The sequence below is a fragment of the Eoetvoesiella caeni genome, assembly GCF_003315175.1.
GTDB classification, from domain to species: Bacteria; Pseudomonadota; Gammaproteobacteria; order Burkholderiales; family Burkholderiaceae_B; genus Eoetvoesia; species Eoetvoesia caeni.
The window spans coordinates 394,262-418,383 of sequence record NZ_QNRQ01000001.1 but is presented as its reverse complement, the minus strand read 5'-3'; the positions used below and the strand labels follow the sequence as shown (position 1 = coordinate 418,383).

At 59.7% G+C, this 24,122-nt stretch carries 24 protein-coding genes; 19 read left to right on the top strand and 5 right to left on the bottom strand.

What is annotated here, in order from left to right; translation table 11 throughout:
- Positions 1 to 10: 10 nt before the first annotated feature.
- From DFR37_RS01885 to cysM, 11 genes are all read left to right on the top strand, one after another.
- Positions 11 to 931, top strand: a complete 921-nt coding sequence (locus DFR37_RS01885; protein ID WP_113931545.1) for a prephenate dehydrogenase — start codon at positions 11 to 13, stop codon at positions 929 to 931.
- Positions 928 to 2,250 carry a 3-phosphoshikimate 1-carboxyvinyltransferase gene (aroA, locus tag DFR37_RS01880; protein ID WP_113931544.1) on the top strand — a complete coding sequence of 441 codons (1,323 nt, stop codon included), beginning with the start codon at positions 928 to 930 and terminating at the stop codon, positions 2,248 to 2,250. The genes DFR37_RS01885 and aroA overlap by 4 nt, the downstream gene beginning before the upstream one ends.
- Complete coding sequence (cmk, locus tag DFR37_RS01875; RefSeq protein WP_113931543.1) at positions 2,247 to 2,927, top strand: (d)CMP kinase; 681 nt, start codon at positions 2,247 to 2,249, stop codon at positions 2,925 to 2,927. The genes aroA and cmk overlap by 4 nt, the downstream gene beginning before the upstream one ends.
- A 156-nt stretch (positions 2,928 to 3,083) precedes the next feature.
- Complete coding sequence (gene rpsA / locus DFR37_RS01870; protein WP_113931542.1) at positions 3,084 to 4,799, top strand: 30S ribosomal protein S1; 1,716 nt, start codon at positions 3,084 to 3,086, stop codon at positions 4,797 to 4,799.
- A gap of 5 nt (positions 4,800 to 4,804) precedes the next feature.
- Positions 4,805 to 5,161 (top strand): integration host factor subunit beta, encoded by a 357-nt coding sequence (locus DFR37_RS01865; RefSeq protein ID WP_113931541.1) that lies wholly within the window; start codon positions 4,805 to 4,807, stop codon positions 5,159 to 5,161.
- A gap of 183 nt (positions 5,162 to 5,344) precedes the next feature.
- Entirely contained in the window at positions 5,345 to 5,668 is a 324-nt protein-coding gene (locus DFR37_RS01860; RefSeq protein WP_113931540.1) for a lipopolysaccharide assembly protein LapA domain-containing protein, read from the top strand.
- Between the two features lie 18 nt (positions 5,669 to 5,686).
- Entirely contained in the window at positions 5,687 to 6,904 is a 1,218-nt protein-coding gene (gene lapB, locus DFR37_RS01855; protein ID WP_113931539.1) for a lipopolysaccharide assembly protein LapB, read from the top strand.
- Positions 6,901 to 7,830, top strand: a complete 930-nt coding sequence (rfaE1, locus tag DFR37_RS01850; protein WP_113931538.1) for a D-glycero-beta-D-manno-heptose-7-phosphate kinase — start codon at positions 6,901 to 6,903, stop codon at positions 7,828 to 7,830. Before lapB ends, rfaE1 begins: the two co-directional genes overlap by 4 nt.
- Positions 7,827 to 8,822 (top strand): ADP-glyceromanno-heptose 6-epimerase, encoded by a 996-nt coding sequence (rfaD, locus tag DFR37_RS01845; RefSeq protein WP_113931537.1) that lies wholly within the window; start codon positions 7,827 to 7,829, stop codon positions 8,820 to 8,822. The genes rfaE1 and rfaD overlap by 4 nt, the downstream gene beginning before the upstream one ends.
- 232 nt (positions 8,823 to 9,054) lie before the next feature.
- Positions 9,055 to 9,633 (top strand): ComEA family DNA-binding protein, encoded by a 579-nt coding sequence (locus DFR37_RS01840; RefSeq protein WP_113931536.1) that lies wholly within the window; start codon positions 9,055 to 9,057, stop codon positions 9,631 to 9,633.
- Positions 9,634 to 9,705: 72 nt separating this feature from the next.
- Positions 9,706 to 10,611, top strand: a complete 906-nt coding sequence (gene cysM / locus DFR37_RS01835) for a cysteine synthase CysM (protein ID WP_113931535.1) — start codon at positions 9,706 to 9,708, stop codon at positions 10,609 to 10,611.
- Between the two features lie 72 nt (positions 10,612 to 10,683).
- On the opposite strand, the gene egtB is transcribed toward cysM, so the two are convergent.
- The 3 genes from egtB to mltB form a co-directional block, all read right to left on the bottom strand.
- A complete protein-coding gene (gene egtB / locus DFR37_RS01830) occupies positions 10,684 to 11,922 on the bottom strand; it encodes an ergothioneine biosynthesis protein EgtB (protein ID WP_113931860.1) in 1,239 nt (412 codons plus the stop codon).
- Between the two features lie 17 nt (positions 11,923 to 11,939).
- Positions 11,940 to 12,944 carry an L-histidine N(alpha)-methyltransferase gene (egtD, locus tag DFR37_RS01825; protein WP_113931534.1) on the bottom strand — a complete coding sequence of 335 codons (1,005 nt, stop codon included), beginning with the start codon at positions 12,942 to 12,944 and terminating at the stop codon, positions 11,940 to 11,942.
- Between the two features lie 145 nt (positions 12,945 to 13,089).
- The gene (gene mltB, locus DFR37_RS01820; protein ID WP_113931859.1) at positions 13,090 to 14,295 is read right to left on the bottom strand and encodes a lytic murein transglycosylase B; all 1,206 of its coding nucleotides are present in this window, start codon (positions 14,293 to 14,295) and stop codon (positions 13,090 to 13,092) included.
- 11 nt (positions 14,296 to 14,306) lie between these two features.
- On the opposite strand from mltB, the gene DFR37_RS01815 reads away from it, so the two are divergent.
- The 8 genes from DFR37_RS01815 to DFR37_RS01785 all read left to right on the top strand — a co-directional run bounded on the left by DFR37_RS01815 (position 14,307) and on the right by DFR37_RS01785 (position 21,892).
- Positions 14,307 to 15,230 (top strand): histone deacetylase family protein, encoded by a 924-nt coding sequence (locus DFR37_RS01815; RefSeq protein ID WP_113931533.1) that lies wholly within the window; start codon positions 14,307 to 14,309, stop codon positions 15,228 to 15,230.
- A gap of 117 nt (positions 15,231 to 15,347) precedes the next feature.
- Complete coding sequence (locus tag DFR37_RS01810) at positions 15,348 to 16,097, top strand: electron transfer flavoprotein subunit beta/FixA family protein (RefSeq protein WP_113931532.1); 750 nt, start codon at positions 15,348 to 15,350, stop codon at positions 16,095 to 16,097.
- A 2-nt stretch (positions 16,098 to 16,099) separates the two neighbouring features.
- Positions 16,100 to 17,029, top strand: a complete 930-nt coding sequence (locus DFR37_RS01805; RefSeq protein ID WP_113931531.1) for an electron transfer flavoprotein subunit alpha/FixB family protein — start codon at positions 16,100 to 16,102, stop codon at positions 17,027 to 17,029.
- A 242-nt stretch (positions 17,030 to 17,271) separates the two neighbouring features.
- Complete coding sequence (locus DFR37_RS01800) at positions 17,272 to 19,149, top strand: acyl-CoA dehydrogenase (protein WP_113931530.1); 1,878 nt, start codon at positions 17,272 to 17,274, stop codon at positions 19,147 to 19,149.
- A 145-nt stretch (positions 19,150 to 19,294) separates the two neighbouring features.
- Positions 19,295 to 19,936 (top strand): peroxiredoxin, encoded by a 642-nt coding sequence (locus DFR37_RS01795; RefSeq protein WP_113931529.1) that lies wholly within the window; start codon positions 19,295 to 19,297, stop codon positions 19,934 to 19,936.
- A gap of 393 nt (positions 19,937 to 20,329) precedes the next feature.
- Complete coding sequence (locus DFR37_RS23110) at positions 20,330 to 20,503, top strand: hypothetical protein (RefSeq protein WP_211317196.1); 174 nt, start codon at positions 20,330 to 20,332, stop codon at positions 20,501 to 20,503.
- Positions 20,504 to 20,686: 183 nt separating this feature from the next.
- Positions 20,687 to 21,076 carry a 50S ribosomal protein L19 gene (rplS, locus tag DFR37_RS01790; RefSeq protein WP_113931528.1) on the top strand — a complete coding sequence of 130 codons (390 nt, stop codon included), beginning with the start codon at positions 20,687 to 20,689 and terminating at the stop codon, positions 21,074 to 21,076.
- Between the two features lie 66 nt (positions 21,077 to 21,142).
- Entirely contained in the window at positions 21,143 to 21,892 is a 750-nt protein-coding gene (locus DFR37_RS01785) for a CoA pyrophosphatase (protein WP_113931527.1), read from the top strand.
- Between the two features lie 36 nt (positions 21,893 to 21,928).
- On the opposite strand, the gene rsgA is transcribed toward DFR37_RS01785, so the two are convergent.
- Together rsgA and DFR37_RS01775 are read right to left on the bottom strand one after the other, a co-directional pair.
- Positions 21,929 to 22,834: a ribosome small subunit-dependent GTPase A gene (gene rsgA, locus DFR37_RS01780; RefSeq protein WP_113931526.1), complete on the bottom strand. Its 906-nt coding sequence runs from the start codon at positions 22,832 to 22,834 to the stop codon at positions 21,929 to 21,931.
- Positions 22,824 to 24,074: a M48 family metallopeptidase gene (locus DFR37_RS01775; RefSeq protein WP_113931525.1), complete on the bottom strand. Its 1,251-nt coding sequence runs from the start codon at positions 24,072 to 24,074 to the stop codon at positions 22,824 to 22,826. The genes rsgA and DFR37_RS01775 overlap by 11 nt, the downstream gene beginning before the upstream one ends.
- Positions 24,075 to 24,122 lie beyond the last annotated feature (48 nt).

Below are 24,122 nucleotides of genomic sequence, written 5' to 3'. Positions count from 1 at the left end.
GCCTGTACGCATGACCCTGCGCGATTTCGATTCCGAGGCACCGGCCGCCGCATCGCCCGTACTGGTCGGCGTACTGGCGGTGGTGGGTGTCGGCCTGATCGGCGGTTCGCTTGCCGCCGCCTTGCGCCAGCAGGGCGCCGTGGGCCGTGTACTGGGCGTCGGCCGGCAGACGCGAACGCTCGAGCGGGCTTGCGGGTTGGGGCTTATCGACGCGGCGGCCAGCCTTGAAGAGGCGGCGGCGCAAGCCGACATGATAGTGCTGGCGGTGCCGGTGGGGGCGATGCCGGCCATTTTGCAGGAGCTTGCACCGCTTTTGCGTCCGCATACGCTGGTGACTGACGCCGGCAGCACCAAGTTCGATGTTCAGCAGGTAGCTTACGCGGCGCTGGGCGAAAAGGCCGGCCAGTTCATTCCGGGCCATCCGATCGCGGGTTCTGAAACGACCGGGCCCGACGCCGCCGATGCCGGCTTGTACCGGCAGCGTACGGTGGTGCTGACCCCCTTGCCCGAAAACAGCGCCAAGGACAAAGCTTTGCTGACCAAGGTATGGGAGCGCTGCGGCGCGCGCGTTGTCACCATGGACGCGCAGGCGCACGATATTGCGCTGGCCTCGGTAAGCCATGTTCCGCATTTCCTGGCCTCGGTCTTTATGGAACAAGTGGCGGCCGCCTCCGACTCCGATCTGCGCATGGCCCTGGCCGGCACCGGGTTTCGCGACTTTACCCGCATCGCGGCGGGCTCGCCCGAAATGTGGCGCGATATCTTCCTGGCCAACCGCGAAGCCCTGTTGTCCGAGCTGGGCGAAGTCAAGGCGGCGCTGGAGCGCGCCGAGCAGTGCGTGCGCGATGGCGATGGCCAGGGTTTGCACGATTTTCTTGAGCGCGCGGCGCTGGCGCGTCGTTTTTGGGGCAGCAGGAGCGGTTTGTCATGACATCAGAACCTAAATTGTGTTTGTCGCCGGTGCGGCTTGCCCACGGCGATGTCCGCTTGCCGGGTTCCAAAAGCATTTCGAATCGGGTGCTGCTGCTGGCGGCTCTGGCCCAGGGCGTCACTCGTCTTGATGGACTGCTCGACTCCGACGATACGCGCGTCATGCTGGCCGCCCTGCGTCAGTTGGGCGTGGTTGTCGATGACGTTGGGCCGGCCCAGGTCGACGTCCATGGCGTAGGGCGCTTTCCGGCGGCCAGCGGCGAGCTGTTCCTGGGCAATGCGGGTACCGCGTTCCGGCCCTTGACGGCGGCGCTGGCTTTCATGGGCGGGGACTATCGGCTTTCGGGCGTGCCGCGCATGCATGAGCGCCCGATCGGCGACCTGGCCGATGCCTTGACGCATGCGGGCGCCGAGATTGAATACCTGGGGAACCCGGGTTATCCGCCACTGGCGATAGGGCGGGGACGCATCCGTACGGACAGTCCTATTCGAGTCAAAGGTTCGGTTTCCAGCCAGTTTCTTACCGCTATTCTTCTTGCCGCGCCGATCCACACTTCACAGTATGACGAGGCTATTACCATCGAGGTCGATGGCGAGCTTATCTCCAAGCCCTATATCCTCATTACGCTCAATCTGATGGCGCGTTTCGGCGTGCATGTTCAGCGCGAGGGCTGGCAGCGCTTTACGATTCCGGCGGGTGCGGCCTACGGTTCGCCTGGTTCCATGCTTATCGAGGGCGATGCTTCGTCGGCTTCGTACTTCATGGCCTTGGGCGCCATCGGCGGCGGTCCGGTCGTGGTGCGCGGCGTGGGTTCGACCAGCATCCAGGGCGACATTGCCTTTGCCGACACGCTGGAAGCCATGGGCGCAAGCGTGCTCAGGCGCGCCGATGCGTTTGAAATAAGCGGCATGCGTGTGGCCGACGGTGAAAAGCTCAAGGCCTTCGATGGCGATTTCAACCTGATTCCCGATGCGGCCATGACGGCGGCCATGCTGGCCTTGTTCGCCGACGGCCCGTGCACATTGCGCAATATCGGCAGTTGGCGGGTAAAGGAAACCGACCGGATTCACGCCATGCATACCGAACTGGTCAAGCTGGGCGCGAAGGTGGAATCGGGGCCGGACTGGATACGGGTATATCCCATGGAGCCCGGGCAGTGGCGGGCGGCCAGCATTGCCACGTACGACGATCATCGCATGGCGATGTGTTTTTCGCTGGCATCGTTCGGCCCAGCGCCGGTTACAATTCTCGATCCCGACTGCGTCGTCAAGACCTTTCCCGATTATTTTTCTGTTTTCCATAGCCTGGTTCATGCATGAGTTCAGCCGATAAAGCCCCCGTCATTGCCATTGACGGCCCGACCGCGTCGGGCAAGGGCACGATTGCCCATTGTGTAGCCCAGGCTTTGGGCTGGGCCGTGCTTGATAGCGGGGCTTTGTATCGGCTTACCGCGCTGGCTTGCCTGGATTCGGGTATAGATCCGGCCGATGAAGCGGCGGTGGCGAATGCAGCCCGCGAACTCGATGCGCGCTTTGAAGGCGGGCTTGTTTTCATGCACGGCCAGGATGTTACCGACCGCATTCGGGCTGAAGTGGTGGGCAATCTGGCTTCGCAGGTAGCCGCGGTGAACGAAGTGCGCCAGGCTTTGCTCGATCGCCAGCGAGTATTCCGGCAGGCTCCGGGCCTGGTCGCCGACGGGCGCGACATGGGCACGGTGGTGTTTCCCGATGCGCCCCTGAAGATATTTCTTGTGGCCGATGTGGCGGCCCGTGCGCAAAGAAGATGTAAGCAGTTGAAGGAAAAGGGTTTTTCTGCTAATCTAGCAAACCTCATGCAAGATATGGAAGCGCGTGATGCGCGCGATCGTTCTCGCACGAATGCGCCGCTGGTTGCTGCAGCGGACGCAATTACTATCGATTCGTCGAATTTAAGCATCGATGAAACGGTTGATGCAGTTCTCGGCCTTTGGTCGAAATTGGTGTCTTCAAAGGCGTAGTTGGTACGTAAAACTGATACGTAACAGGTGATACGTAACAGGTGATACGTAACAGGTGATACGTAACAACAGGCTTTTGCAGGCTTCTACTCACTCCACCAGGGCTTAGGCCCCAGTGTGTTTTTAACAGCCATTCCGGCTTAATGGAATTATTTAATGTCCTCCATTCCAACCCCAGCCGCCTCCGGCGGCGAAAGCTTTGCCGACTTGTTTGCAGAAAGTATCAAGAACCAGGACATGAAGTCCGGTGAAGTCATTTCCGCTGAAGTCGTCCGTATCGACCATAATTTTGTCGTGGTCAATGCCGGCCTCAAGTCCGAAGCGCTTATCCCACTTGAAGAATTCCTGAATGATCAAGGCGAAGTCGAAGTCCAGCCCGGCGACTTCGTTTCCGTAGCCATCGATTCGCTCGAAAACGGTTATGGCGACACCATCCTGTCGCGCGACCGCGCCAAGCGCCTCTCGGCCTGGCTGCAACTCGAGCAGGCGCTCGAGTCCGGCGAAATGGTCACTGGCACGATTACCGGCAAGGTCAAGGGCGGTCTTACCGTCATGACGAACGGCATCCGCGCGTTCTTGCCTGGTTCGCTGGTCGACCTGCGTCCCGTCAAAGACACCACGCCCTACGAGGGCAAGACCATGGAATTCAAGGTCATCAAGCTTGACCGCAAGCGCAACAACGTTGTGCTGTCGCGTCGCTCGGTGCTTGAAGCCAGCATGGGCGAAGAACGCCAGAAACTGCTCGAAACCCTCAGCGAAGGCGCTGTGGTCAAGGGCGTGGTCAAGAACATCACCGATTACGGTGCGTTCGTCGACCTGGGCGGTATCGACGGCCTGCTGCACATTACCGACATGGCATGGCGCCGCGTTCGCCACCCTTCCGAAGTCCTGCAAGTGGGCCAGGAAGTCGAAGCCAAGGTCCTCAAGTTCGACCAAGAGCGCAGCCGCGTTTCGCTGGGCGTCAAGCAGTTGGGCGAAGACCCATGGGTCGGCCTGGCTCGCCGCTATCCGCAAAACACCCGTTTGTTCGGCAAGGTTACCAACCTGACCGACTACGGCGCGTTCGTTGAAGTGGAATCGGGCATTGAAGGCCTGGTGCACGTTTCCGAAATGGACTGGACCAACAAGAACATCGATCCGCGCAAAGTGGTTACGCTGGGCGATGAAGTCGAAGTCATGGTTCTGGAAATCGACGAAGAACGCCGCCGCATTTCGCTGGGCATGAAACAGTGCCGCGCGAATCCCTGGGAAGAGTTCTCCATCAACTTCAAGCGCGGCGACAAAGTCCGCGGCGCCATCAAGTCCATCACGGACTTCGGCGTGTTCGTCGGCCTGCCTGGCGGCATCGACGGCCTGGTTCACATGTCCGACATTTCGTGGGCCGAAACAGGCGAAGAAGCTGTGCGCAACTTCAAGAAGGGCGACGAGATCGACGCTGTTGTACTGGGCATCGACACCGACAAAGAACGCATCTCGCTGGGTATCAAACAGCTTGAAGGCGACCCGTTCAACAACTTCGTGGGCACCTACGACAAGGGCGCGGTTGTTCCTGGCGTGATCAAGTCTGTCGAAGCCAAGGGCGCTGTCGTAACCCTGTCGCTCGACGTCGAAGGCTATTTGCGCGCTTCCGAGATCTCTTCGGGCCGCGTCGAAGATGCAACGACCGTACTGAAGGCTGGCGAAAACGTCGAAGCCATGATCATCAACATCGATCGCAAAACGCGTGCGATTCAGTTGTCGATCAAGGCCCGCGACAATGCCGAAACAGCCGACACCATTCAGCGCATGTCCGATGCAAGCGCCTCGTCCGGCACCACTAACCTGGGCGCTTTGCTTAAAGCTAAGCTGGATCAGCAACGCGACGACGGTTAATCAGTGTGACTAAGTCAGAACTGATCGCAATCCTGGCCAGCCGCTACCCGCAGCTGGCCGTGCGCGATACCGATATTGCCGTCAAGACGGTGCTCGATGCCATGACCCAGGCCCTGGCCAATGGTCAACGCATCGAGATCCGCGGTTTTGGCAGCTTTTCGCTATCAGAGCGTTCGCCGCGCGTGGGGCGCAATCCGAAGTCCGGAGAAAAAGTGATGGTGCCCGGTAAACGGGTGCCGCACTTCAAAGCGGGCAAGGAATTGCGCGAAAGGGTCGATGCCGCATTCGATGAAGAAGTCAAAGCGGCCAACGAGGCCGACTTCGTATCGTTGCAAGCCGACTCCCGCATCATGCACGGCTGAACACTTCCCGCAAAGTATTGCAGTGTTGAATTGAACAGGCCTCCCGGTAAATCGGGAGGCCTGTTTTCTTTAGCGTTGGTCGAGGTTCGATCTGGGCGCAATCGAAAAACTTTGTGCCCAGGTTCGGCGAGGGGGGCGATTCCCCTTACAATTACCCCATTCCCGAGCTATTGGAGTTTTGTTATGCGCTATCTGGTCTGGATACTAAGGCTGCTGGTGTTTGTGCTGGTGCTGTTGTTCGCCCTTAAAAACACCGACCCGGTCGATGTCCGTTTCTATGCCGACCATATTATTGCGGGCGTGCCGCTGATTGTGGTCATGCTGGCCGCATTTGTTGCCGGCGTGGTGTTTGCGCTGCTGGCGGTGCTTCCGGCCGGGCTGCGGCGTCGCCGCGAGATCCGCCGGCTGCGGCGCGAGGTGCAGCGCTTGCAAGAGCCGGAGAGCCCGTCCGCCGCCGCGGCACAAGGCATCTCTCCTGAAACGATAGCGCCGCTGGCGCCCTTGTGATCAAGCGAGGCTGAAACCGTGGATTTCGAACCCTGGTGGTTGATTTCAGTGCCGGTGCTGTTTGCGCTGGGCTGGATAGCGGCACGCGTCGACATTCGGCAGATGTTGTCCGAAACCCGCGCCTTGCCCGATTCGTACTTCAAGGGGCTGAACTTCATCCTGAATGAAGAGCCCGACCGCGCCATCGATGCCTTTGTCGAAGTGGCCAAGCTGGACCCTGAAACAACCGAATTGCATTTCGCCCTGGGCAGCCTGTTTCGGCGCCGCGGCGAAATGGAGCGAGCCATACGGGTGCATCTAAGCCTGCTGGCGCGCGCTGATCTGCCCGTTGCCGAACGCGAGCACGCGCAGCATGAGATTGCCCAGGATTATCTCAAGGCGGGCATGCTGGACCGCGCCGAACTGGCGTTTCAGCAAGTCATGGATACGCGCTTTGCGGTACCGGCAGTGCGTGCTCTTATTCGCATCTACGAGTCCGAGCATGATTGGCCCCGGGCCATCGAAGCCGTCAAGCGGCTGCGCGCGCTGATCGACGAACCGGTTCCGCAATTGGTGCATTATCAGTGCGAACAAGTGCAGGCCGCGCTGGCCGCCAAGCCGCCCAATATCGCCGAGGCCAATGCGGCGCTCGATGCTGCCGACAACGCGGCGGCCGCTTTGCACGGCCAGGAACGCGGGCAGCCTTCGCAGGCCCGCATTGCCATGTTGCGGGCCGCACTGGCCAAGTTAAGCAACAACGCCGAATCGGAGCGCACGTATCTGGAATCGGTATTGGCCATTGCACCCGAGTACGGGGGGCTGATCGCCGACGATTTGATCAAGAGCTATCGCAGTGTCGGCCGCGAGGCCGATGGGCTGGCGGTGCTGAAAAAACATTACTTGCGCCATCCTACGCTGGATACTTTCAATGTGGTGTTTCGCGAGATGCGCGCGCAGCAAGGCCACGATGTTGCCTGGGAGTTCGCGCGCGATGCCTTGCGCGCCCAGCCTTCGCTGCTTGGGCTGGACCGTCTGCTGGAAATTGAACTGGCGGCCGGCGACAGATCCAGCCTGACGCAGATAACTTCCGACGCCGATCTAAGCTTGCTGCGTTCGCTCATTCACAAGCATACGCAACGCCTGGATCGCTACGCTTGCAATGTGTGCGGTTTCGAGGCCCGGCATTTTTATTGGCAGTGCCCGGGATGCAATTCCTGGGAAACCTACCAGCCTCTTCGCCTAGAGGAAGTCAAATGAAGCCGTTTCCGGCCGATGCTGTAAATAAAGTCAATGTTCTGGTGGTCGGCGACATCATGCTCGACCGCTATTGGTTCGGCGAAGTCGACCGCATTTCCCCCGAGGCGCCCGTCCCGGTGGTGCGTGTCGCGCACCGTGAAGACAGATTGGGCGGCGCGGCCAACGTGGCGCGCAATATCGTTGCCCTGGGCGCCCGCGCCACGCTGATCGGCGTGGTGGGTGATGACGAAGCGGGCCGCCAAGTGCGCAGCCTGCTTGCCGACGAAGGCATAGAGCAATCGCTTATCGACGACCCCGCTCTGCATACCACGCTTAAAATGAGAGTGCTTGGGCGCCAGCAGCAACTGCTGCGTATCGACTTCGAAGAAACGCCGAGCCCCGCAAGCCTGGTTCGGGTTCAGGCCGACATGCAAGAACTGCTGTCCACGCACAGCATGGTCGTGCTTTCCGATTATGCCAAGGGCACGCTGGCGCAGGTGGAAACCTTGATCAAGGCTGCGCGTGCGCAGGGCGTTCCTATCCTGGTCGATCCCAAGGGGCATTTATACAAGCGCTACGCGGGGGCTACCATCATCACGCCCAATCGCGCAGAAATGCAGGAGGCCGTTGGGCGCTGGCAGAACGAAGACGAGCTTGCCGAAAGGGCGCAGCATCTGCGTATTGAACTGGGGCTGGAAGCTTTGCTGGTTACTCGTTCCGAACAAGGCATGACCCTGTTCAGCGAACAGGGGCGCCATCACATCGATGCACAGGCCCAGGAGGTCTTCGATGTATCGGGTGCGGGCGACACGGTGCTGGCCACGCTGGCGGTCATGCGGGCGGCGGGCCTGCCGTGGTTTGAAGCCGTCGACTGGGCAAATCGGGCGGGCGGTATTGTGGTTGGCAAGCTGGGCACTTCGGTGGTCTCGGCGGGAGAATTGGCATGATAGTGGTCACAGGCGGAGCCGGCTTCATAGGCAGCAACCTGGTGCGGGGCTTGAACCGGCGCGGGTACGATAATATTTTAGTGGTCGACGACTTGACCCAGGGCGACAAGTTCTTGAACTTGGTCGACGGCAAGATCGCCGACTACCTGCACAAAGACGACTTTCGCGAGCGCTTGCGGCAAGGCCAGTTTGACGATATCGAAGCAGTCCTGCACCAGGGAGCCTGTTCCGATACGACCGAGCGCGACGGCCATTACATGCTTGACAACAACTATCGTGTCACCCTGGAAATCTTTCAGTATTGCCAGGCCGCAAAAGTGCCTTTGCTGTATGCCTCTTCGGCCGCCGTGTATGGGGCCGGCCCGGTTTATATAGAAGACTTGCGCCACGAATCGCCTTTGAACGTCTATGGCTATTCCAAGTTCTTGTTCGACCAGGTCTTGCGCCGGCATCTCCATGACCTGGCCGCGCCTGTCGTGGGCTTGCGCTACTTCAACGTATACGGCCCCAACGAACAGCACAAGGAACGCATGGCTTCGGTCGCATTCCACAACATGAACCAGTTCCGCAAGGAAGGGCATGTCCGCCTGTTCGGCGGCTGGGACGGCTATGCCGACGGCGGGCAATTGCGCGACTTCATTCATATCGACGACGTGGTCGACGTGAATCTGCACTTTCTCGACCACCCCGAAACCTCGGGCATCTTCAATTGCGGTACAGGGCGCGCCCAGCCTTTTAACGACGTGGCAAGTACCGTCGTCAACGCGCTGCGCGCCGATGCAGGGCTCGAGGCCTTGTCGCTGGCGCAGCAGGTCGAACAGCAACTGATACGCTACATACCGTTTCCCGACGATTTGAAAGGGCGCTATCAAAGCTATACCGAGGCCGACCTGAGCCAGCTGCGGGCAGCCGGCTTCACGAAGCCGATGCGCGACGTGCAAACCGGCGTGGCCGAATATGCAAGCAGTCTGCTCAAGCAAGGCAGGATTTAAACAGCGGGGCTAGGGCCGGTAAGGTTTTTGTGCTGTCGCTTGCGGCATTGTGCCGGCCGCAGCTTTGTAGTTTTACCCATGGATCTTTGCCTGCCTGCCAGCTATCGGTTTTATCGGCGGCACTTCAAGATGGAACTTCGTACCCAGGGCTGCAATACTGGCGTCCTCTTCGGTCGCGGGGGGATGCGGGCACGCCCGGGTTTGTAGGTTTATTCCACTTTTGGAGCTTGCCATGAACCCGTTTACCGAATCCACAGTAGCTCGTCCTTTATCGGAAAGCACGCAGGCGCAGAACCCTGCACAATCCAGTGCCATACCCGCGCAGGGTCCCGATGCTTCGTCCGGCGCCCCATCTGATGCCGCTGCTCCTTCAGGCCAGGCACATGTCGCGCGCCTGGCTTTTTTACAGGCCTTGGGCCGGCGTTTAAAAGGTCGCTCGCTCAGCGCCGCCAGCGCACGGATACTGCTGGCTTTGGGGCTTGGCCTGGCCGCGTCCAGCCTGGCGCATGCGGTCGACGTCAATACCGCTACGGCCGAACAATTGCGCGCGGTACGGGGTATTGGGCCCAAGACCGCACAACTAATCATCGAAGAGCGTACCCGTGGCGGTAAATATGAATCGTTCGACGACTTTTCAGAACGGGTAAAGGGAATAGGCCCCAAGAAAGCGGCGGCGATGCAGGCTTCAGGCCTTACAGTCGGAGGCGCGGCAAGCAGCCTCAGTATGGCAGGCGCAGCCACTGCGGGCTCCCCTTCGCCTCGCGCCGCGTCCGCCGTCCCGGCGCGGGGCGGCAAGCCCGGCACAAAGTAAAGCGCTGTCAGGCTACAGCGCGGCGTAGGGGTTTATTCCGTACCGGTGCAGGTTGGGTGTATTATTTCTTCTATGAAAAAGTACTCCACAATCGAAGACACAATCGGCTCGACTCCGCTGGTACGTTTGCAGCGTATCCCCGGCTCGGCAATCGAAGCCCGCGGCAATGTTGTCCTGGCCAAGCTCGAAGGCAATAACCCGGCCGGCTCGGTCAAAGACCGTGCCGCTCATTCCATGATCCGCGGCGCTGAAGAGCGCGGCGAAATCAAGCCGGGCGACACGCTTATCGAAGCCACCAGCGGCAACACCGGCATTGCGCTGGCCATGGTGGCTGCGGTACGCGGCTACAAAATGACGCTGATCATGCCCGACAATCTTTCACTGGAACGGCGCGCTTCCATGACGGCCTACGGCGCGAAGCTAATACTGACGCCCGCTAAAGAGGGCGGCATGGAATATGCCCGCGACCTGGCCACGCAAATGCAGAAGGACGGCAAAGGCAAGGTGCTGGACCAGTTTGCCAACCCCGACAACACCCGTGCGCATATTGAGACGACCGGGCCCGAGATATGGCAGCAGACCGACGGCGAGATCACGCATTTTGTCAGCGCCATGGGCACGACCGGCACAATCATGGGGGTGGGCACGTATTTGCGCAGCCGTAATCCGTCCATCCAGGTCGTGGGGGCACAGCCGGCCGAGGGCTCGCAGATTCCCGGCATTCGAAAATGGCCGGAAGCCTACCAGCCTAAAATCTACCACCCCGAAAATGTCGATGCATTCGAGCTTATCAGCCAGACGCAAGCCGAAGACATGGCCCGGCGCCTGGCGATCGAAGAAGGTATTTTTGCCGGCATTTCATCGGCGGGCGCGCTGGTTGCGGCGCTGCGGGTTGCCGAACGCGCGAACAACGCCACCATTGTCTTCATCGTATGCGACAGGGGCGACCGTTATATGTCGACCGGCGTATTCAATTAGCCTGGACGCGTGCTTGCGCCGCAGCGCATGTGCTGTGGCCATTATTCAGCCTGTCACCGCATGCCGGCGCTTTCATGCCGCAGAACGGGCAAGCCGGATGGCGCTGAATTGCCAGCGCGCATGGCTGGGGAAAAAATTACGGTAGCTCAGCCTGCTGTGCCCCGGGGGCGTGGCACACGAGCCCCCGCGCAAAACATACTGGTTCACCATGAATTTGCCGTTGTATTCGCCGACGGCTCCGGCGGCGGGCTGGAAGCCCGGGTAAGCCGCATAGCTGCTGCAAGTCCATTGCCATCCCGTGTCCAGCAGTTGGGTCAACCTGACCGAACCGGCTTGCCCGGCCTCGCCCGAAAGCGCTGCTTGGCGCGAAGCCGCGCATTCCCACTCGGCTTCGGTCGGTAGCCGCGCGCCCGACCAGCGGGCGTAGGCGTCGGCTTCAAAAAAAGAGACATGGCGGGCCGCGCGTTCGCCGTCCAGTTCTACCAGCCCATTCAGGGTGAATTCATACCAGCTGTCTTTGGAGCGGTGCCAATATAAAGGGTGGCTGATGTTGTTGGCTTGCAGCCAGTCCCATCCTTCGGCCAGCCACAAGCTGGGGTCGTCGTAGGCGCCGGCTTTCACGAAGGCCAGGTATTCGGCGTTGCTTACCAGGCGCGAGGCCAGTTCGAATGGCTCGACATAATGGCGGTGGCGCGGCAGTTCGTTGTCGAAGCAGAATCCGCCGCCTGCGTGGCCGATTTCGACTATGCCTTCGGGCACGGCCACCCATTGCAGCGCATGCGCCGAGGCTGCCGGTTCCATGCGCCGTTCGGTGTAGGCGGGATAAAGCGGATTGTTCGAGAGCAGATGCAAAACATCGGTAAGCATCAGCTCCTGGTGCTGTTCCTCGTGGTTCAAGCCCAGCGTAATCAATTGTTCCAGCTCGGGCGAGGGGATGTAGGTAGGGGCCGCCGCAATGAGCAGCAAGGCCTCCATGCGGGCATCGACCTGGCTGCGGTAGTCTTCGACTTCGGCCAGGGATGGGCGCGTGATCAGGCCCCGGCGGGCGCGAGGGTGCCGCGCTCCGACCCCGTTATAGTACGAATTGAACAGCATGCGAAAGGCCGGATGGAAGGGCTTGAAATTGGCTTCGAATTTTTCCAGGATGAAGGTCTCGAAAAACCAGCTGGTATGGGCCAGATGCCACTTTATGGGGCTTGCGTCCGGCATTGACTGCACGCAGCAGTCTTCGTCGGAAAGCGGTTCGGCAAGCGCCATCGATGCGCTTCTGACGCTTTCGTAGCGATCGAGCAGGGAACTGAAAATAGTCATTGCTTGCTCGGCGACTATCATGCGGCGCGGGCATGGACCACGGCAAACCAGCCGTTTTCGTCGGTCCAGGCGCTGGCATGCTCGAAACCGGCTTCCGCCAGCATGCGGGTGAAAGAAGGCAATGTGTATTTGTGGCTGTTTTCCGTGTGTATGCGGCTGCCCTCATCGAAGGCGCGCCGTCCGCCGGGCCAGCGCACGACCGCGGGGCGGCGCGCCTGCAAATGCATTTCAACGCGCTGTTCGCGCTGGTTGAAATATGCCGTATGCATCCAGTCGGCGACGTCGAAGTCGGACCCCAGCAGGCGGTTCACATTGCGCAGCAAGTTCAGATTGAAGGCAGCGGTCAGGCCCAGCGCGTCGTCGTATGCTGCCTGCAGCATGGCGGCATCCTTGATGAGGTCGATGCCGATGAGTACTGAGCCATCGTCATCGCAGGCCGCGCGTATGCGCCGCAAAAACATGCTGGCCTGGGCGCGTGAAAAATTGCCGATGGACGAACCGGGATAGAAAAACACGCGTCGTTCGGCCGGGATGGACGAAGGCAATACCAGTTCTTGTGAAAAATCCAGACCCAGCGCGGTAATGTGCATTTGCGGATAGCGCCGCTGCAATTGAGCAGCGGCATGCACCAGGAATTCTTTGGAAATATCTATGGGTACGTAGTGGCGCGGCGCCAGCGCCGGGAACAAGCGCGCCGCCTTGGCGCAGTTGCCGGCGCCCAGGTCAATAAGCGTAGCGCCGGTGCCGATCGCTTCGCGGATGTCCCCCATGTGGGTGCCGATGATGGCGTCTTCTGTGCGGGTGGGGTAGTACTCGGGCAGCAGGCAAAGTGCTTCGAACAGTTTCGACCCCAGCGTGTCGTACAGATATTTTGGCGAGACGAAGGCCGCGTCGGCCAGCAGGCCATGCGCCAGTTCGGCGGCAGCAGCCGTGTGCGCGGTGACGATGCTGCCGGATTCAATGCGAGTGATGGGTTCTTGCGTTATTGGTGCTTGTGCAATGGATTCAGATTGTGTCGACATGTACGAACATCCCAATGAGCCGTCAGGTATTCAAGGCAGAATATTTAGAGTAACACCGTGAGCCACGGCGGCCAAAGCAATGAGTGTTGAAGAATGTGTCGACGGCAACCGTTGGTGCCCGCATGTCGGCCGGATTCGGCACGTGTCAGTTGGGTGCCCCGTAGCCCACTCGGTTGGCCAGCTCTTGTGCCAGGTCGGCCACCGAAGCTGCATAAAAGTAGCTGCGGTTGTAGTGCGTGATGGCGAAGAAGTTGGGCGTTCCAGTGCGGTATTCAGCCGTGCCGCGCGGTTCGTCCAGCAGGTCGACGATGCCCAGCAGGTGTTCCCGCCAAGCGTAGGGCGGCGGGCTTTGGCGTTCTCTGGCGCCCAGTTGGCGCAATTGTTCCCATGTGTAGGTGGGCTCCAGTCCTCCCTTGACCAATTTTGCGGCATCGCCCGGCAGGGCGACCGGGGCGAATACCGGCAAGCCGGGTTGCCAGCCGTGCTGGCGCAGGAAGCTGGCAACCGAGGCGATGGCGTCGTCGGGACTGGTGCGCAGGTCGATGTGCCCGTCTTTGTCGCCGTCGACGGCGTAGCGCAGGATACTGCCCGGCATGAACTGGGGCAGGCCCATCGCGCCCGCAAAAGAACCAGTCTCGGTGCGTGCGTCCAGCTCGCGGCGGGCATCGAGCTGGATAAGGTCGGCCAGTTGGTCGCGGAATAGCTGGCTGCGTTCGGGACGGGCAGTGTCGGGATGCCTGAAACCCAGTGTGGCCAGCGCATCCAGAATCCGGAAGTTACCCATATGGCGGCCGTAAATGGTTTCTACGCCGATAATGGCAACGATGATCGACGGCGGAACGCCGTATTGCTTTGCGACGCTGTCCAGCTTGGCGCGGTGCTCTTGCCAGAACTGGACGCCGGCCTTGATGCGCACAGGCTCGATGAAGCGGTTGCGGTAAGTGAACCAACTGCGGCGGATGCGCGTGGGGCTGGGGGTCATCAGCCGCGCGACGGTGGCGTTGTAGCGCGCTTCCTTCAACAGGCTTTGTACCTGCGCCAAAGGAATGTTGCGGGTTTGCGCGACTTGTGCGGCATACACTTGAACATCGGGCAGCAAAGTTCCGTTGGGAGCTAGAAATCCTTCCTGGCCCTGGGCCGAGCGGGCTGCCGCGACGGAAGCCCGGCCGTTGCGTTGCGATGGACTGCCTTTGCCTGTCGCGGCCCCGTTTTCTGCCGGGGCGGATGCCGCTGCGGACTGCGCCTGCGTGTCGGCGGGCAGCGCCGTAACCGGGGTTTTTGGGGACGAAGCACAGCCCGCCAGTACGATGGCTACGAGGGCGACTTGCAATACATGGGCGGGTTTGAACATAATCATCCCTTATGGAAACGCTATATATTACCCACCCCGCCTGTCATCTGCACGAAATGGGCGATTGGCACCCCGAAAGCCCGAGCCGGCTGGACGCCATCAACGACCAATTGCTTGCCAGCGGCATCATGGGCCTTGTCAGCAGTAAAACGGCCGCCGTGGCGACCCGCCACGATCTGCTGCGGGTCCATGCGCCCGAATACCTGGCGCGGCTGGACACCTTGCTGCCCGCGCAGGGCTATGCCCAGATCGACCCCGACACCCTCATGAACCCGCACACTCTGGAAGCGGCCTATGCCGCAGCGGGATCGGGCATAACGGCGGTCGACGCCATTATGGAGGAAACAGCGCAAACCGCGTTCTGCTCGGTGCGCCCGCCAGGGCATCATGCGGGCCCCGCTCGCGCCATGGGGTTTTGTTTTTTTAACAATCTTGCCGTAGCTACAGCGTATACGCTTGAAAAATACGGAATACGCAGAGTAGCCATTATTGACTTCGATGTGCACCATGGCAATGGTACAGAGGAGATTTTCGCGGGAAACGATCAGGTTTTAATGTGTGGTTTTTATCAACATCCATTTTTTCCTAACGTACACACTCAAAATTGTGTTAAAAACATGGTCAATGTACCAGTGGATGCTTATACGTCCGGCGAAGCCATACGCGAAGTGATCAACGATTCGTGGCTGCCGCGCCTTCGCCAGTTTCAGCCCGAATTCATTTTTATTTCGGCGGGTTTCGATGCGCACCGCGAAGACGACATGGGGCAGTTGGGGCTGGTCGAATCCGACTATGCCTGGATCACCAGCCGGGTCGTCGAGATTGCCGATGAGTTCGCGCAGGGGCGTATCGTCAGCTTTCTGGAAGGCGGTTATAACCTGTCGGCGTTGGGGCGTAGCGCCGTAGCTCATATTAAGGCCTTGGCAAAGCTGTAAAATGGCACAATGTTTTTTTTGGCTTGATCGAAACTGCTTGCCGGCAGTATTGCCCTGACGGGCGTGCACGGCATAAAAGCAGGGCGGTTTTAATTTATTTCTCTGGAGGAAGGCTCGATGAAGGTATTAGTGCCTGTCAAGCGTGTAGTTGATTTCAACGTCAAAGTGCGCGTAAAGTCGGATCAAAGCGGCGTGGATATTGCCAACGTCAAAATGTCAATGAACCCCTTTGACGAAATTGCAGTCGAAGAGGCAACACGCCTGAAAGAAAACTCGGTTGCAACCGAAGTCATCGCCATTTCCTGCGGTGCCCAGCAATGCCAGGAAACGCTGCGTACGGCGATGGCCATTGGCGCAGACCGCGCCATGTTGGTACAGACCGATGCCGAACTTCAGCCCCTGGCCGTAGCCAAGCTGCTCAAGGCGGTGGTCGACAAAGAACAGCCGCAGCTGGTCATTCTTGGCAAGCAGGCCATCGACGACGATGCCAACCAAACCGGCCAGATGCTGGCCGCCTTGCTCGACTGGCCCCAGGCCACTTACGCCAGCAAGGTCGAAGTCGCAGGCGATACCGTCAAGGTCACTCGCGAAGTCGACGGCGGGCTGGAAGTTCTGTCGCTGAAGCTGCCGGCCATCATCACGACCGACTTGCGCCTTAACGAGCCGCGTTACGTGACGCTGCCCAACATTATGAAGGCCAAGAAAAAGACGCTCGACGTCGTCACGCCCGAGGAATTGGGCGTCGATGTTGCGCCGCGCCTTAAAACCCTGAAGGTTTCCGAACCGCCAGCCCGGTCCGCCGGCATCGTCGTCCCCGATGTTGCAACGTTGGTCGACAAACTCAAAAATGAAGCAAAGGTAATTTAATCATGTCGATCCTTGTCATTGCAGAACACGATAATGCGCACCTGAAGGGTGCAACGCTCAATACCATTGCCGCGGCCCAGAAAATCGGTGGCGACATCCACGTTCTGGTGGCTGGTGCCGGCATGCAGGCTGTAGCCCAGCAGGCCGCCCAGGCAGCCGGCGTGGCCAAGGTCCTGGTCGCCGATGCGCCCGCCCTGGCCGACAGCCTGGCCGAAAACGTCGCGGCCCAAGTGCTGGCGCTGGCGCAAAACTACAGCCACATTCTGTTCGCTGCTACCGCGGGCGGCAAGAACGTGGCGCCGCGCGTGGCCGCCAAGCTTGATGTCGCCCAGGTCTCCGATATTATTGCGGTCGAATCGGCCGATACCTTTGCGCGGCCCATTTATGCCGGCAACGCAATTGCCACGGTGCAGTCCGCCGACGCAATCAAGGTAATTACCGTGCGCACGACCGGTTTCGACCCTGTGGCCGCCACCGGCGGCCAGGCCGGCATCGAGTCTGTCGACGCGGTCGCCGATTCGGGCCTGTCGTCGTTCATCAGCCGTGAATTGGCCCAGAATGACCGCCCCGAACTGGCTGGCGCGGGCAAAGTGGTTTCGGGCGGCCGCGGTCTGGGCAGTGCAGAAAACTTCAAGTTGCTCGAGCCCTTGGCCGACAAGCTGGGCGCGGCTATTGGCGCGTCGCGCGCGGCGGTCGACGCCGGCTATGCGCCCAACGACTGGCAGGTGGGCCAAACCGGCAAGATCGTTGCGCCGCAGCTGTATGTGGCCGTGGGCATTTCGGGGGCCATTCAGCATTTGGCCGGCATGAAAGACTCCAAGGTCATTGTGGCCATCAACAAAGACGCCGAGGCTCCCATTTTCGGCGTGGCCGATTACGGCCTGGTTGCCGATTTGTTCCAGGCCGTGCCTGAGCTGGCCGCCGCACTGTAAGGTTTGCGCATAAGGTTTGCGGCCCTTGTGCCGCAAGATGCTCCAGCCGTTCGGCCAGAGTTCTTTATAGAGATTCCCCTCGGGTTCGCCTGCGGGGAATTTTTTTATTGTGGGCCTGCCGCAAGGTTGCCAAAGGCGATTAAAGGCCGCAATATGCCTGTATACCTTTTTATCCAGCGGGCAAACGGGTAAGGCCCGGTGCCAGGCCGCGGTGGCGGTTTGCCCATTATCCGGAGATTGCAATGGCTTTTAGCGCACCCATTCAGGACATTCTGTTTGTGCTTGACGAGTTGGCAGACCTGCCCGGCGTACTGGCTTTGCCGGGGTTCGAGGACTGTTCCAGAGATTTGGTGCAGGCTGTACTCGAAGAAAACGGCAAATTCGTCGAGCAGGCGCTGGCTCCTTTGAACCGAGTCGGCGACCGGGTATCGGCGCAATGGGCCGATGGCACGGTGACGATGCCCGCGGGTTTCGCCAAGGCTTTCCATGAGTTTGCGGCCGCGGGCTGGCAAGGCCTGCAGCACGATACGAAGTGGGGCGGCCAGGGCTTGCCCAAACTGGTGGGCGCGCCCGCCAGCGAAAATCTGAACGCGGCCAATCTGTCGTTTTCTTTATGTCCTTTGCTGACGGACGGCGTTATCGAGGCGCTTACGCGCGTAGGCAGCCCGGAACAGCAGTCGGCGTTCATGCCGCCGCTGTTGCAGGGCCGCTGGACCGGCACCATGAACTTGACCGAGCCCCAGGCTGGGTCCGATCTGGCGCGCGTTGCCGCCAAGGCGGTACGCCAGGACGACGGCACTTACCGGATTAGCGGACAGAAGATCTTCATCACTTACGGCGAGCACGATCTGGCTGAAAACATCGTGCACCTGGTGTTGGCCCGCACGCCCGACGCTCCAGCCGGAGTCAAAGGCATTTCACTGTTCATCGTGCCCAAGTTCCTGACCGCGCAAGATGGCTCTTTGGGGGCGCGCAACGACGTGTGGTGTGCTTCCATCGAACATAAGCTGGGCATCCATGCCAGCCCCACGGCCGTGCTGTTGTATGGTGCGGGAAAAGGCGAAGTGGGCGAGGGCGGCGCGGTCGGCTATTTGGTCGGCGAGGAAACGCACGGGCTTGAATACATGTTCATCATGATGAACGCGGCACGGTTTGCGGTGGGCCTGCAAGGGATTGCGGTTTCCGAACGTGCCTTGCAACAGGCGCAGGCCTATGCGGCCGAGCGCGTGCAGGGCCAGGCGCTGGACAACCCGGGCCGGTCCGTCACGATAGACCAGCATCCCGATGTGCAGCGCATGCTGGCCAGCATGCGTGCGTTGACCGAAAGCGCGCGGGCCTTGGCGTATTGCGCGGCTGGTGCGCGCGACAAATCGCTGCGCCATCCCGATGAACGCGAGCGTGCCTGGAACCAGGCCTTGTTCGATTATCTCGTTCCCATCGTTAAGGGATTTTCCACGGAAAACGCGGTCGAGGTGGCGTCCCTGGGCGTGCAAGTGCACGGCGGCATGGGATTTATCGAAGAGACAGGGGCGGCACAGCATTACCGCGATGCGCGGATATTGCCAATTTATGAAGGAACGACCGCCATTCAGGCCAATGACCTGGTCGGCCGCAAAACATTGCGCGATGGCGGCAAGGTGGCTGCCGAGCTGGCCAGGCGCATGCGCGCCACGCTGGCCGAACTGCAAGCGCAAGCGGATTCGGGGGGGAGGTCAGGACCAGGCACGGGGGCGTCGGCAGCAGGGGCAACGGGCGCCGTTTCGGGTTCCGGCGAACTGGCCTTGATTGCGCGGCGTTTCGAGGCGGCGATACAAGCTTATGAGCAGGCGGTCGCCTACGTGCTGGACACGGCCTCTAAAGAGCCGCGCGCGGTGTATTTGGGCAGCGTTCCGTACTTGATGCTGTCGGGATTCGTGTTGGCCGGATGGCAAATGGCGCGTGCCGCCCTCGCGTGCTGCCGGATTATGCCAAGCGGTGCCGGCGACGCCTTCCATGCCCGCAAGCTGGCAAGCTGCGTTTTTTACGCCGCGTACATTCTGCCGCGGACCCAGGCCTTGGCAACCGCGATTCTGGAGGGGGATGGCGCCGCCAACGCGGCGCTGGTTATATGTAAAAAATGATGGTTTAGCTTGTTTGTTATGCTGGGACGTGATTAAGATATGCAAAAACGATATTTCGTTTAGCCGTTAAACAATGCCACAATCTTTTGGAACGCCCCATAGGGTTTATGGCAGCGGACAATAACCCACTTTTAAGAGAGATATTATGGCTACTTTACGACTTGGCGATACCGCCCCCGACTTCGAACAAGATTCGAGCGTTGGAACTATCAAGTTTTATGAGTTCCTGGGCGACAAGTGGGGCGTCTTGTTCTCGCATCCCGCCGACTTTACTCCGGTTTGCACAACCGAACTGGGCTACACCGCCAAGGTGGCCGACGAGTTCGCCAAGCGCGGTGCCAAGGTTATTGCTGTTTCAGTCGACGACGCCGATTCGCATCGCAAATGGATCAGCGACATCAACGAAACCCAAAACACCACGGTCAATTACCCGATTCTTGCCGATGCCGACCACAAAGTCGCCAATTTGTACGACATGATTCACCCTAATGCCAGCACGACGGCAACGGTGCGTTCGGTATTCATTATCGACCCCAATAAAAAAGTGCGCCTGATCATCACTTATCCGGCCAGCACGGGCCGCAACTTCAACGAAATCCTGCGCGTTCTCGATTCGCTGCAACTGACCGACAGCCATAGCGTTGCGACACCGGTCAACTGGGAAAGCGGCGATGACGTGATCATCGTGCCCTCCATCAAGGACGAAGCCGAGCTCAAGGCCAAGTTTCCCAAGGGCTATACAGTGGTTCGCCCTTACTTGCGCATTACTCCGCAGCCCAACAAATAAAGCTGCGGCGCCCGCGCTGCGCAGCAGCGGTAAGCGCGGCAGCCGTAAAACCGCCAGGCCGCCCTGTAAACCGCTGGGCGGCCCGTCACGCAGGCGGCTCAGAACCGGCCATCTTGCCAACACGGCAGATGGCCGGTTTTTTATCGCCTGAAGCCCGTACCTGTAGCTGAGGCTGAGGCTGAGGCTGAAACCGGCCTAACCCTGGAATCCAGAGTAGGGCTCAAGCCGAAGGCCAAGGCGTTGTGCACGGCGGGCCATCTGCGTGCCGAAAGGCAACAATCTAAAAAAAGTGCTTGCAAAGATATCTGTAATTTTATACAGTACGTTTATACGTTTACTGTTAATAAAAACAGTGTTGTTTAAAGCAGTGTTTATCCAGAAAGAGAGGCAAGCATGCGTAACCAACCTTCCCAAGCTCCCGGCAAATGGCCGTTTCCTCCCGCCCCAAAACGCGGCGGTTTTCCAAAGCTTACGCGCGGCGCGATGGTGGCCGACATCTGCCTGGTTGTCGTATGGGGCGCAACAATTCCTGGATTAATGTGGCTGGGTACGGCAGGGGGCTTTTAAAAAGGCCTTTTTCACTGTAGAATGTTGGGTTTTGCAACTTCATCCTCTGGCGGCAACAGAAGCTAAGCATCAACTGGCATATACCACGGTATATACCGCTTGCGGTTTACTTCGAACATAAAGCAATCTGCCAAGCGCGTTAGCGCAAAATTTGCCGCGTCATGATGATACCTGGAGCCTAGTATGGACCTCATCGCCCTTCTTGAACAAGAAGAAATCGCCCGCCTTACCGGTGGCCAAGCCAAGCCCGAATTCGCCCCCGGCGACACCGTGGTTGTTAACGTAAACGTTGTCGAAGGCACTCGCAAGCGCGTGCAGGCCTACGAAGGCGTTGTTATTGCCAAGCGTAATCGCGGCCTTAACTCGGCGTTCATCGTGCGCAAAATCTCGTCCGGCGAAGCCGTCGAGCGTACTTTCCAGCTATATTCCACGCAAATCGCATCTATCGAAGTCAAGCGCCGCGGCGATGTTCGCCGTGCTAAACTTTATTACCTGCGTAGCCGTTCGGGCAAAGCTGCACGCATCAAGGAAAAACTGGTTCGCAAGGCCGCCAAGGTACAAGCCGCAGAATAATTTCTGCAGCCCTTTCGGCGCAAACCAGCAAAGGCACCCGAGCGGTGCCTTTGTTTTTTGGGTCTTATGTCATCAAGCATATTGCGTCCTTCTGCCAAAAAGCGTATTGCCATTGTTCCGGGCTTCGATCCTCGGACCCAGCCCCTTGTGTTGTCCGATTGCTCTTTGCAACCGTTGCCGTTCGCGGCCATGCGGCTGGAGTTCATTTGCGAGGCATTTAAAGACCGCATCGACTGGGAGGTCGAACCGGTTTTTACCGCGGCCTTTCATGTCGACGACGTCTGCCTTGAAAATATCGTGCGTGCGGCGGTATTCGTTCCGCTGGTACAGCGCACGGACGGACTGCACGTGATTTTTACGCGGCGCGCGTCACACTTGTACGACCACGCCGGACAGATCAGCTTTCCGGGCGGGCGGATCGAGCCCACCGATACCGATGCCGTAGCGGCGGCGCTGCGTGAAACCCGCGAAGAAATCGGCGTAGAGCCCCAATATATTCAGCTTATCGGCACCCAGCCCAGCTTTCTGACTTCGACTCATTTCATCATGAAGCCCGTTATCGGCTACATACGCGAAGGCTTCAGCATCCAGCCCGACGCGGCTGAGGTCGCCGAGGTGTTCGAAGTACCGCTGGCATTTCTCTTGAATCCGGACAACCACCGTTTGCATCGGGCCGAGTTGCCGGGCGGCGGCCATCGTTTTTATTTTTCCATCTCGTGGGGGCCGTACTTTATATGGGGCGCCACGGCCGCGCTGGTGCGCAATCTTTACCACTATCTGGCGGCGGCTGTGGCGCAGTCCGCCTTACCGCGCTGATCGCCAGTTTCTGGCCTCCCGGTGCGGGGCCATCATTCAATAACGGTTCTGGTCTTCGTGTTCCGCCAGAAGGCGCTTGTACAGGTCGTGGCGCTCGCGCGCGATGGTGCCCTTTTCGACGGCGGCCAGAATACCGCAGCCAGGTTCATGCAGGTGGGTGCAATTATAGAAACGGCATTCGCCCAGCAAGGCTTCGAACTCGGGAAAGCCGCGTTCGATATTGCCCGCGCTAAGGTGGCTAAGGCCAAAATTCTGGAAGCCGGGAGAGTCGATAAGATCGCCGCTGCCATCGGGCAAATGATACAGGCGGGTGCTGGTGGTCGTATGCTTGCCCGCATCCAGGGCCACTGAGTGTTCTTGCGTTGGCGCCAGGGCCTTGGGTACCAGCGCGTTGAGCAGCGTCGACTTCCCCATGCCGCTTTGACCCAGCAACAGGGCGGTCCGGCCTTTCAATAAAGGAAGCAGTTTTGCATTGACCTGCTCGGTATCGAGTGCGCTCAGTTCAATGACTTCAAGGCCCAGGCCGCGCAGTTTTTCGATACGGGCTTGCGCGGCCGGCAACTGGGCAAGCAGGTCTACTTTGTTAAGAATGACCAGGGGCTTGATGCCGGCGCAGCGTGTGGCCACCAAGGCTCGCCCGATCAGTTCGTCCGAAAAGGCGGGTTCCACCGCCACGACGATAAGCAGCAGGTCGACATTGGCGGCAAAGAGCTTGGTGCGCATTTCGTCGGATCGGTACAGCAGGTTGCGCCGTTCCAGTTGGCGGACGATCACGCCTTCGTCAGCGCCTTGGGGTTCTATGACCACTCGATCGCCGACGGCGGTTCCGGCCTTCTTGCCGCGCGGAAAGCATTTGCGCAGGCTGCCATCGGGCATCTCGACGGTGTAATGGCGCCCGTGGGCGGCCACAACAAGCCCTTCATGCAAGGGGTTATGACCCATGTTTCTTTAGGTTCTGGATACGCAGCACCGCGGGAGGGTGGCTGTCGTAGTAGGCTGAATGCAGCGGGTCGGGAGTCAGTGTGGCAGCGTTGTCGTCGTACAGCTTTACCAGCGCATTGACGAGTGCGGCGGGCGAACACTGTTTTGCGGCGTAGTCGTCGGCCTGGAACTCGTCGCGCCGCGAAAACCAGGCCGCCAACGGCGTTGCCCAGAAGGTGAATACCGGCATGACCAGGAAAAACAGGATCAGGGCCAGCCCATCGTTGGGGCGGCCCAACTGGGGAATGACGCCAAGTTCGGTGTAGAACCAAATTTGTTGCGACAACCATCCCAGGGCCAGCAGAAACACCAGGGCCAGCACCAGGCTGATCACCATGCGCTTGATGATGTGCCGGTGCTTGAAGTGGCCCAGCTCGTGCGCCAGCACGGCTTCGATTTCGTCGGTGTTCAGCCGTGCAAGCAGCGTATCGAAAAACACGATGCGCCGCGCTTTGCCAAAGCCGGTAAAGTAAGCATTGCCATGAGCGGAGCGCTTGGATCCGTCCATGACGAACAGTCCGCTTAGCGAGAATCCGCAGCGCTGCGCCAGCGTCTGGATGCGTTGGGCGATTTCGGGATTGTCCAGCGGCTTGAATTTATTGAACAGCGGCGCTATGGCGGTGGGAAACAGCCACAGGATGAATATATTGAAGACAACCCAGATAAGCCACGCCCACCATACCCAGGCCGGGCCTGCGCTGCCCATGACCCATAGCACCAGGGCAGCCAGGGGGCCGCCCAGAATGATAAGCAGCAGCGCGCCTTTAATGGTGTCGGCGCAAAACAGGGCAGGGGTGACGCGGTTGAAGCCGAAGCGCTCTTCAAGCTTGAACTTACGCCACAGGGTGAAAGGCAAGCCTATGACGCTGATAATGAGCAACACCGACCCGATCAGGGCCAGTTGGCGCAGCAGTTCATGGTCGATCAATCGCGCCATTTGCGTGTCCAGGAACTGCAAGCCGCCCAGCAGCGTAAGCGCCACCAGCACCGCCGCTTCGGTAAATGATTCGAGCAGGGCCAATTGCACCTTTGCGTGGGTGTAGTCGGCCGCGCGCTGGTGGCTGGCCAGTCCGATGCGGCCGAGAAACTCGGTGGGAACCTCGTTTCGATGCCGCCTGACGTAGCGAATCTGGCGCATGGACATCCAGGTGCGCAGGCCGATGTCGACAAGCAGGAAGGCGATAAACAGCAGGGTAAACATAGGCGGATTGGGGAGTATGCGAAAATCTCTGTTTTAAGGATGGATTAT

What these genes read in the sequence shown, in the direction of transcription:
- DFR37_RS01805 (WP_113931531.1), top strand. Translation starts at nt 16,100, where the DNA reads ATGTCGATCCTTGTCATTGCAGAACACGATAATGCGCACCTGAAGGGT.
- rpsA (WP_113931542.1), top strand. Translation starts at nt 3,084, where the DNA reads ATGTCCTCCATTCCAACCCCAGCCGCCTCCGGCGGCGAAAGCTTTGCC.
- rfaE1 (WP_113931538.1), top strand. Translation starts at nt 6,901, where the DNA reads ATGAAGCCGTTTCCGGCCGATGCTGTAAATAAAGTCAATGTTCTGGTG.
- mltB (WP_113931859.1), bottom strand. Translation starts at nt 14,295, where the DNA reads ATGTTCAAACCCGCCCATGTATTGCAAGTCGCCCTCGTAGCCATCGTA.
- DFR37_RS01785 (WP_113931527.1), top strand. Translation starts at nt 21,143, where the DNA reads ATGTCATCAAGCATATTGCGTCCTTCTGCCAAAAAGCGTATTGCCATT.
- rsgA (WP_113931526.1), bottom strand. Translation starts at nt 22,834, where the DNA reads ATGGGTCATAACCCCTTGCATGAAGGGCTTGTTGTGGCCGCCCACGGG.
- cysM (WP_113931535.1), top strand. Translation starts at nt 9,706, where the DNA reads ATGAAAAAGTACTCCACAATCGAAGACACAATCGGCTCGACTCCGCTG.
- rplS (WP_113931528.1), top strand. Translation starts at nt 20,687, where the DNA reads ATGGACCTCATCGCCCTTCTTGAACAAGAAGAAATCGCCCGCCTTACC.
- rfaD (WP_113931537.1), top strand. Translation starts at nt 7,827, where the DNA reads ATGATAGTGGTCACAGGCGGAGCCGGCTTCATAGGCAGCAACCTGGTG.
- DFR37_RS01800 (WP_113931530.1), top strand. Translation starts at nt 17,272, where the DNA reads ATGGCTTTTAGCGCACCCATTCAGGACATTCTGTTTGTGCTTGACGAG.
- DFR37_RS23110 (WP_211317196.1), top strand. Translation starts at nt 20,330, where the DNA reads ATGCGTAACCAACCTTCCCAAGCTCCCGGCAAATGGCCGTTTCCTCCC.
- DFR37_RS01810 (WP_113931532.1), top strand. Translation starts at nt 15,348, where the DNA reads ATGAAGGTATTAGTGCCTGTCAAGCGTGTAGTTGATTTCAACGTCAAA.
- cmk (WP_113931543.1), top strand. Translation starts at nt 2,247, where the DNA reads ATGAGTTCAGCCGATAAAGCCCCCGTCATTGCCATTGACGGCCCGACC.
- DFR37_RS01775 (WP_113931525.1), bottom strand. Translation starts at nt 24,074, where the DNA reads ATGTTTACCCTGCTGTTTATCGCCTTCCTGCTTGTCGACATCGGCCTG.
- DFR37_RS01840 (WP_113931536.1), top strand. Translation starts at nt 9,055, where the DNA reads ATGAACCCGTTTACCGAATCCACAGTAGCTCGTCCTTTATCGGAAAGC.
- aroA (WP_113931544.1), top strand. Translation starts at nt 928, where the DNA reads ATGACATCAGAACCTAAATTGTGTTTGTCGCCGGTGCGGCTTGCCCAC.
- egtB (WP_113931860.1), bottom strand. Translation starts at nt 11,922, where the DNA reads ATGACTATTTTCAGTTCCCTGCTCGATCGCTACGAAAGCGTCAGAAGC.
- egtD (WP_113931534.1), bottom strand. Translation starts at nt 12,944, where the DNA reads ATGTCGACACAATCTGAATCCATTGCACAAGCACCAATAACGCAAGAA.
- DFR37_RS01815 (WP_113931533.1), top strand. Translation starts at nt 14,307, where the DNA reads ATGGAAACGCTATATATTACCCACCCCGCCTGTCATCTGCACGAAATG.
- DFR37_RS01885 (WP_113931545.1), top strand. Translation starts at nt 11, where the DNA reads ATGACCCTGCGCGATTTCGATTCCGAGGCACCGGCCGCCGCATCGCCC.
- DFR37_RS01795 (WP_113931529.1), top strand. Translation starts at nt 19,295, where the DNA reads ATGGCTACTTTACGACTTGGCGATACCGCCCCCGACTTCGAACAAGAT.
- DFR37_RS01860 (WP_113931540.1), top strand. Translation starts at nt 5,345, where the DNA reads ATGCGCTATCTGGTCTGGATACTAAGGCTGCTGGTGTTTGTGCTGGTG.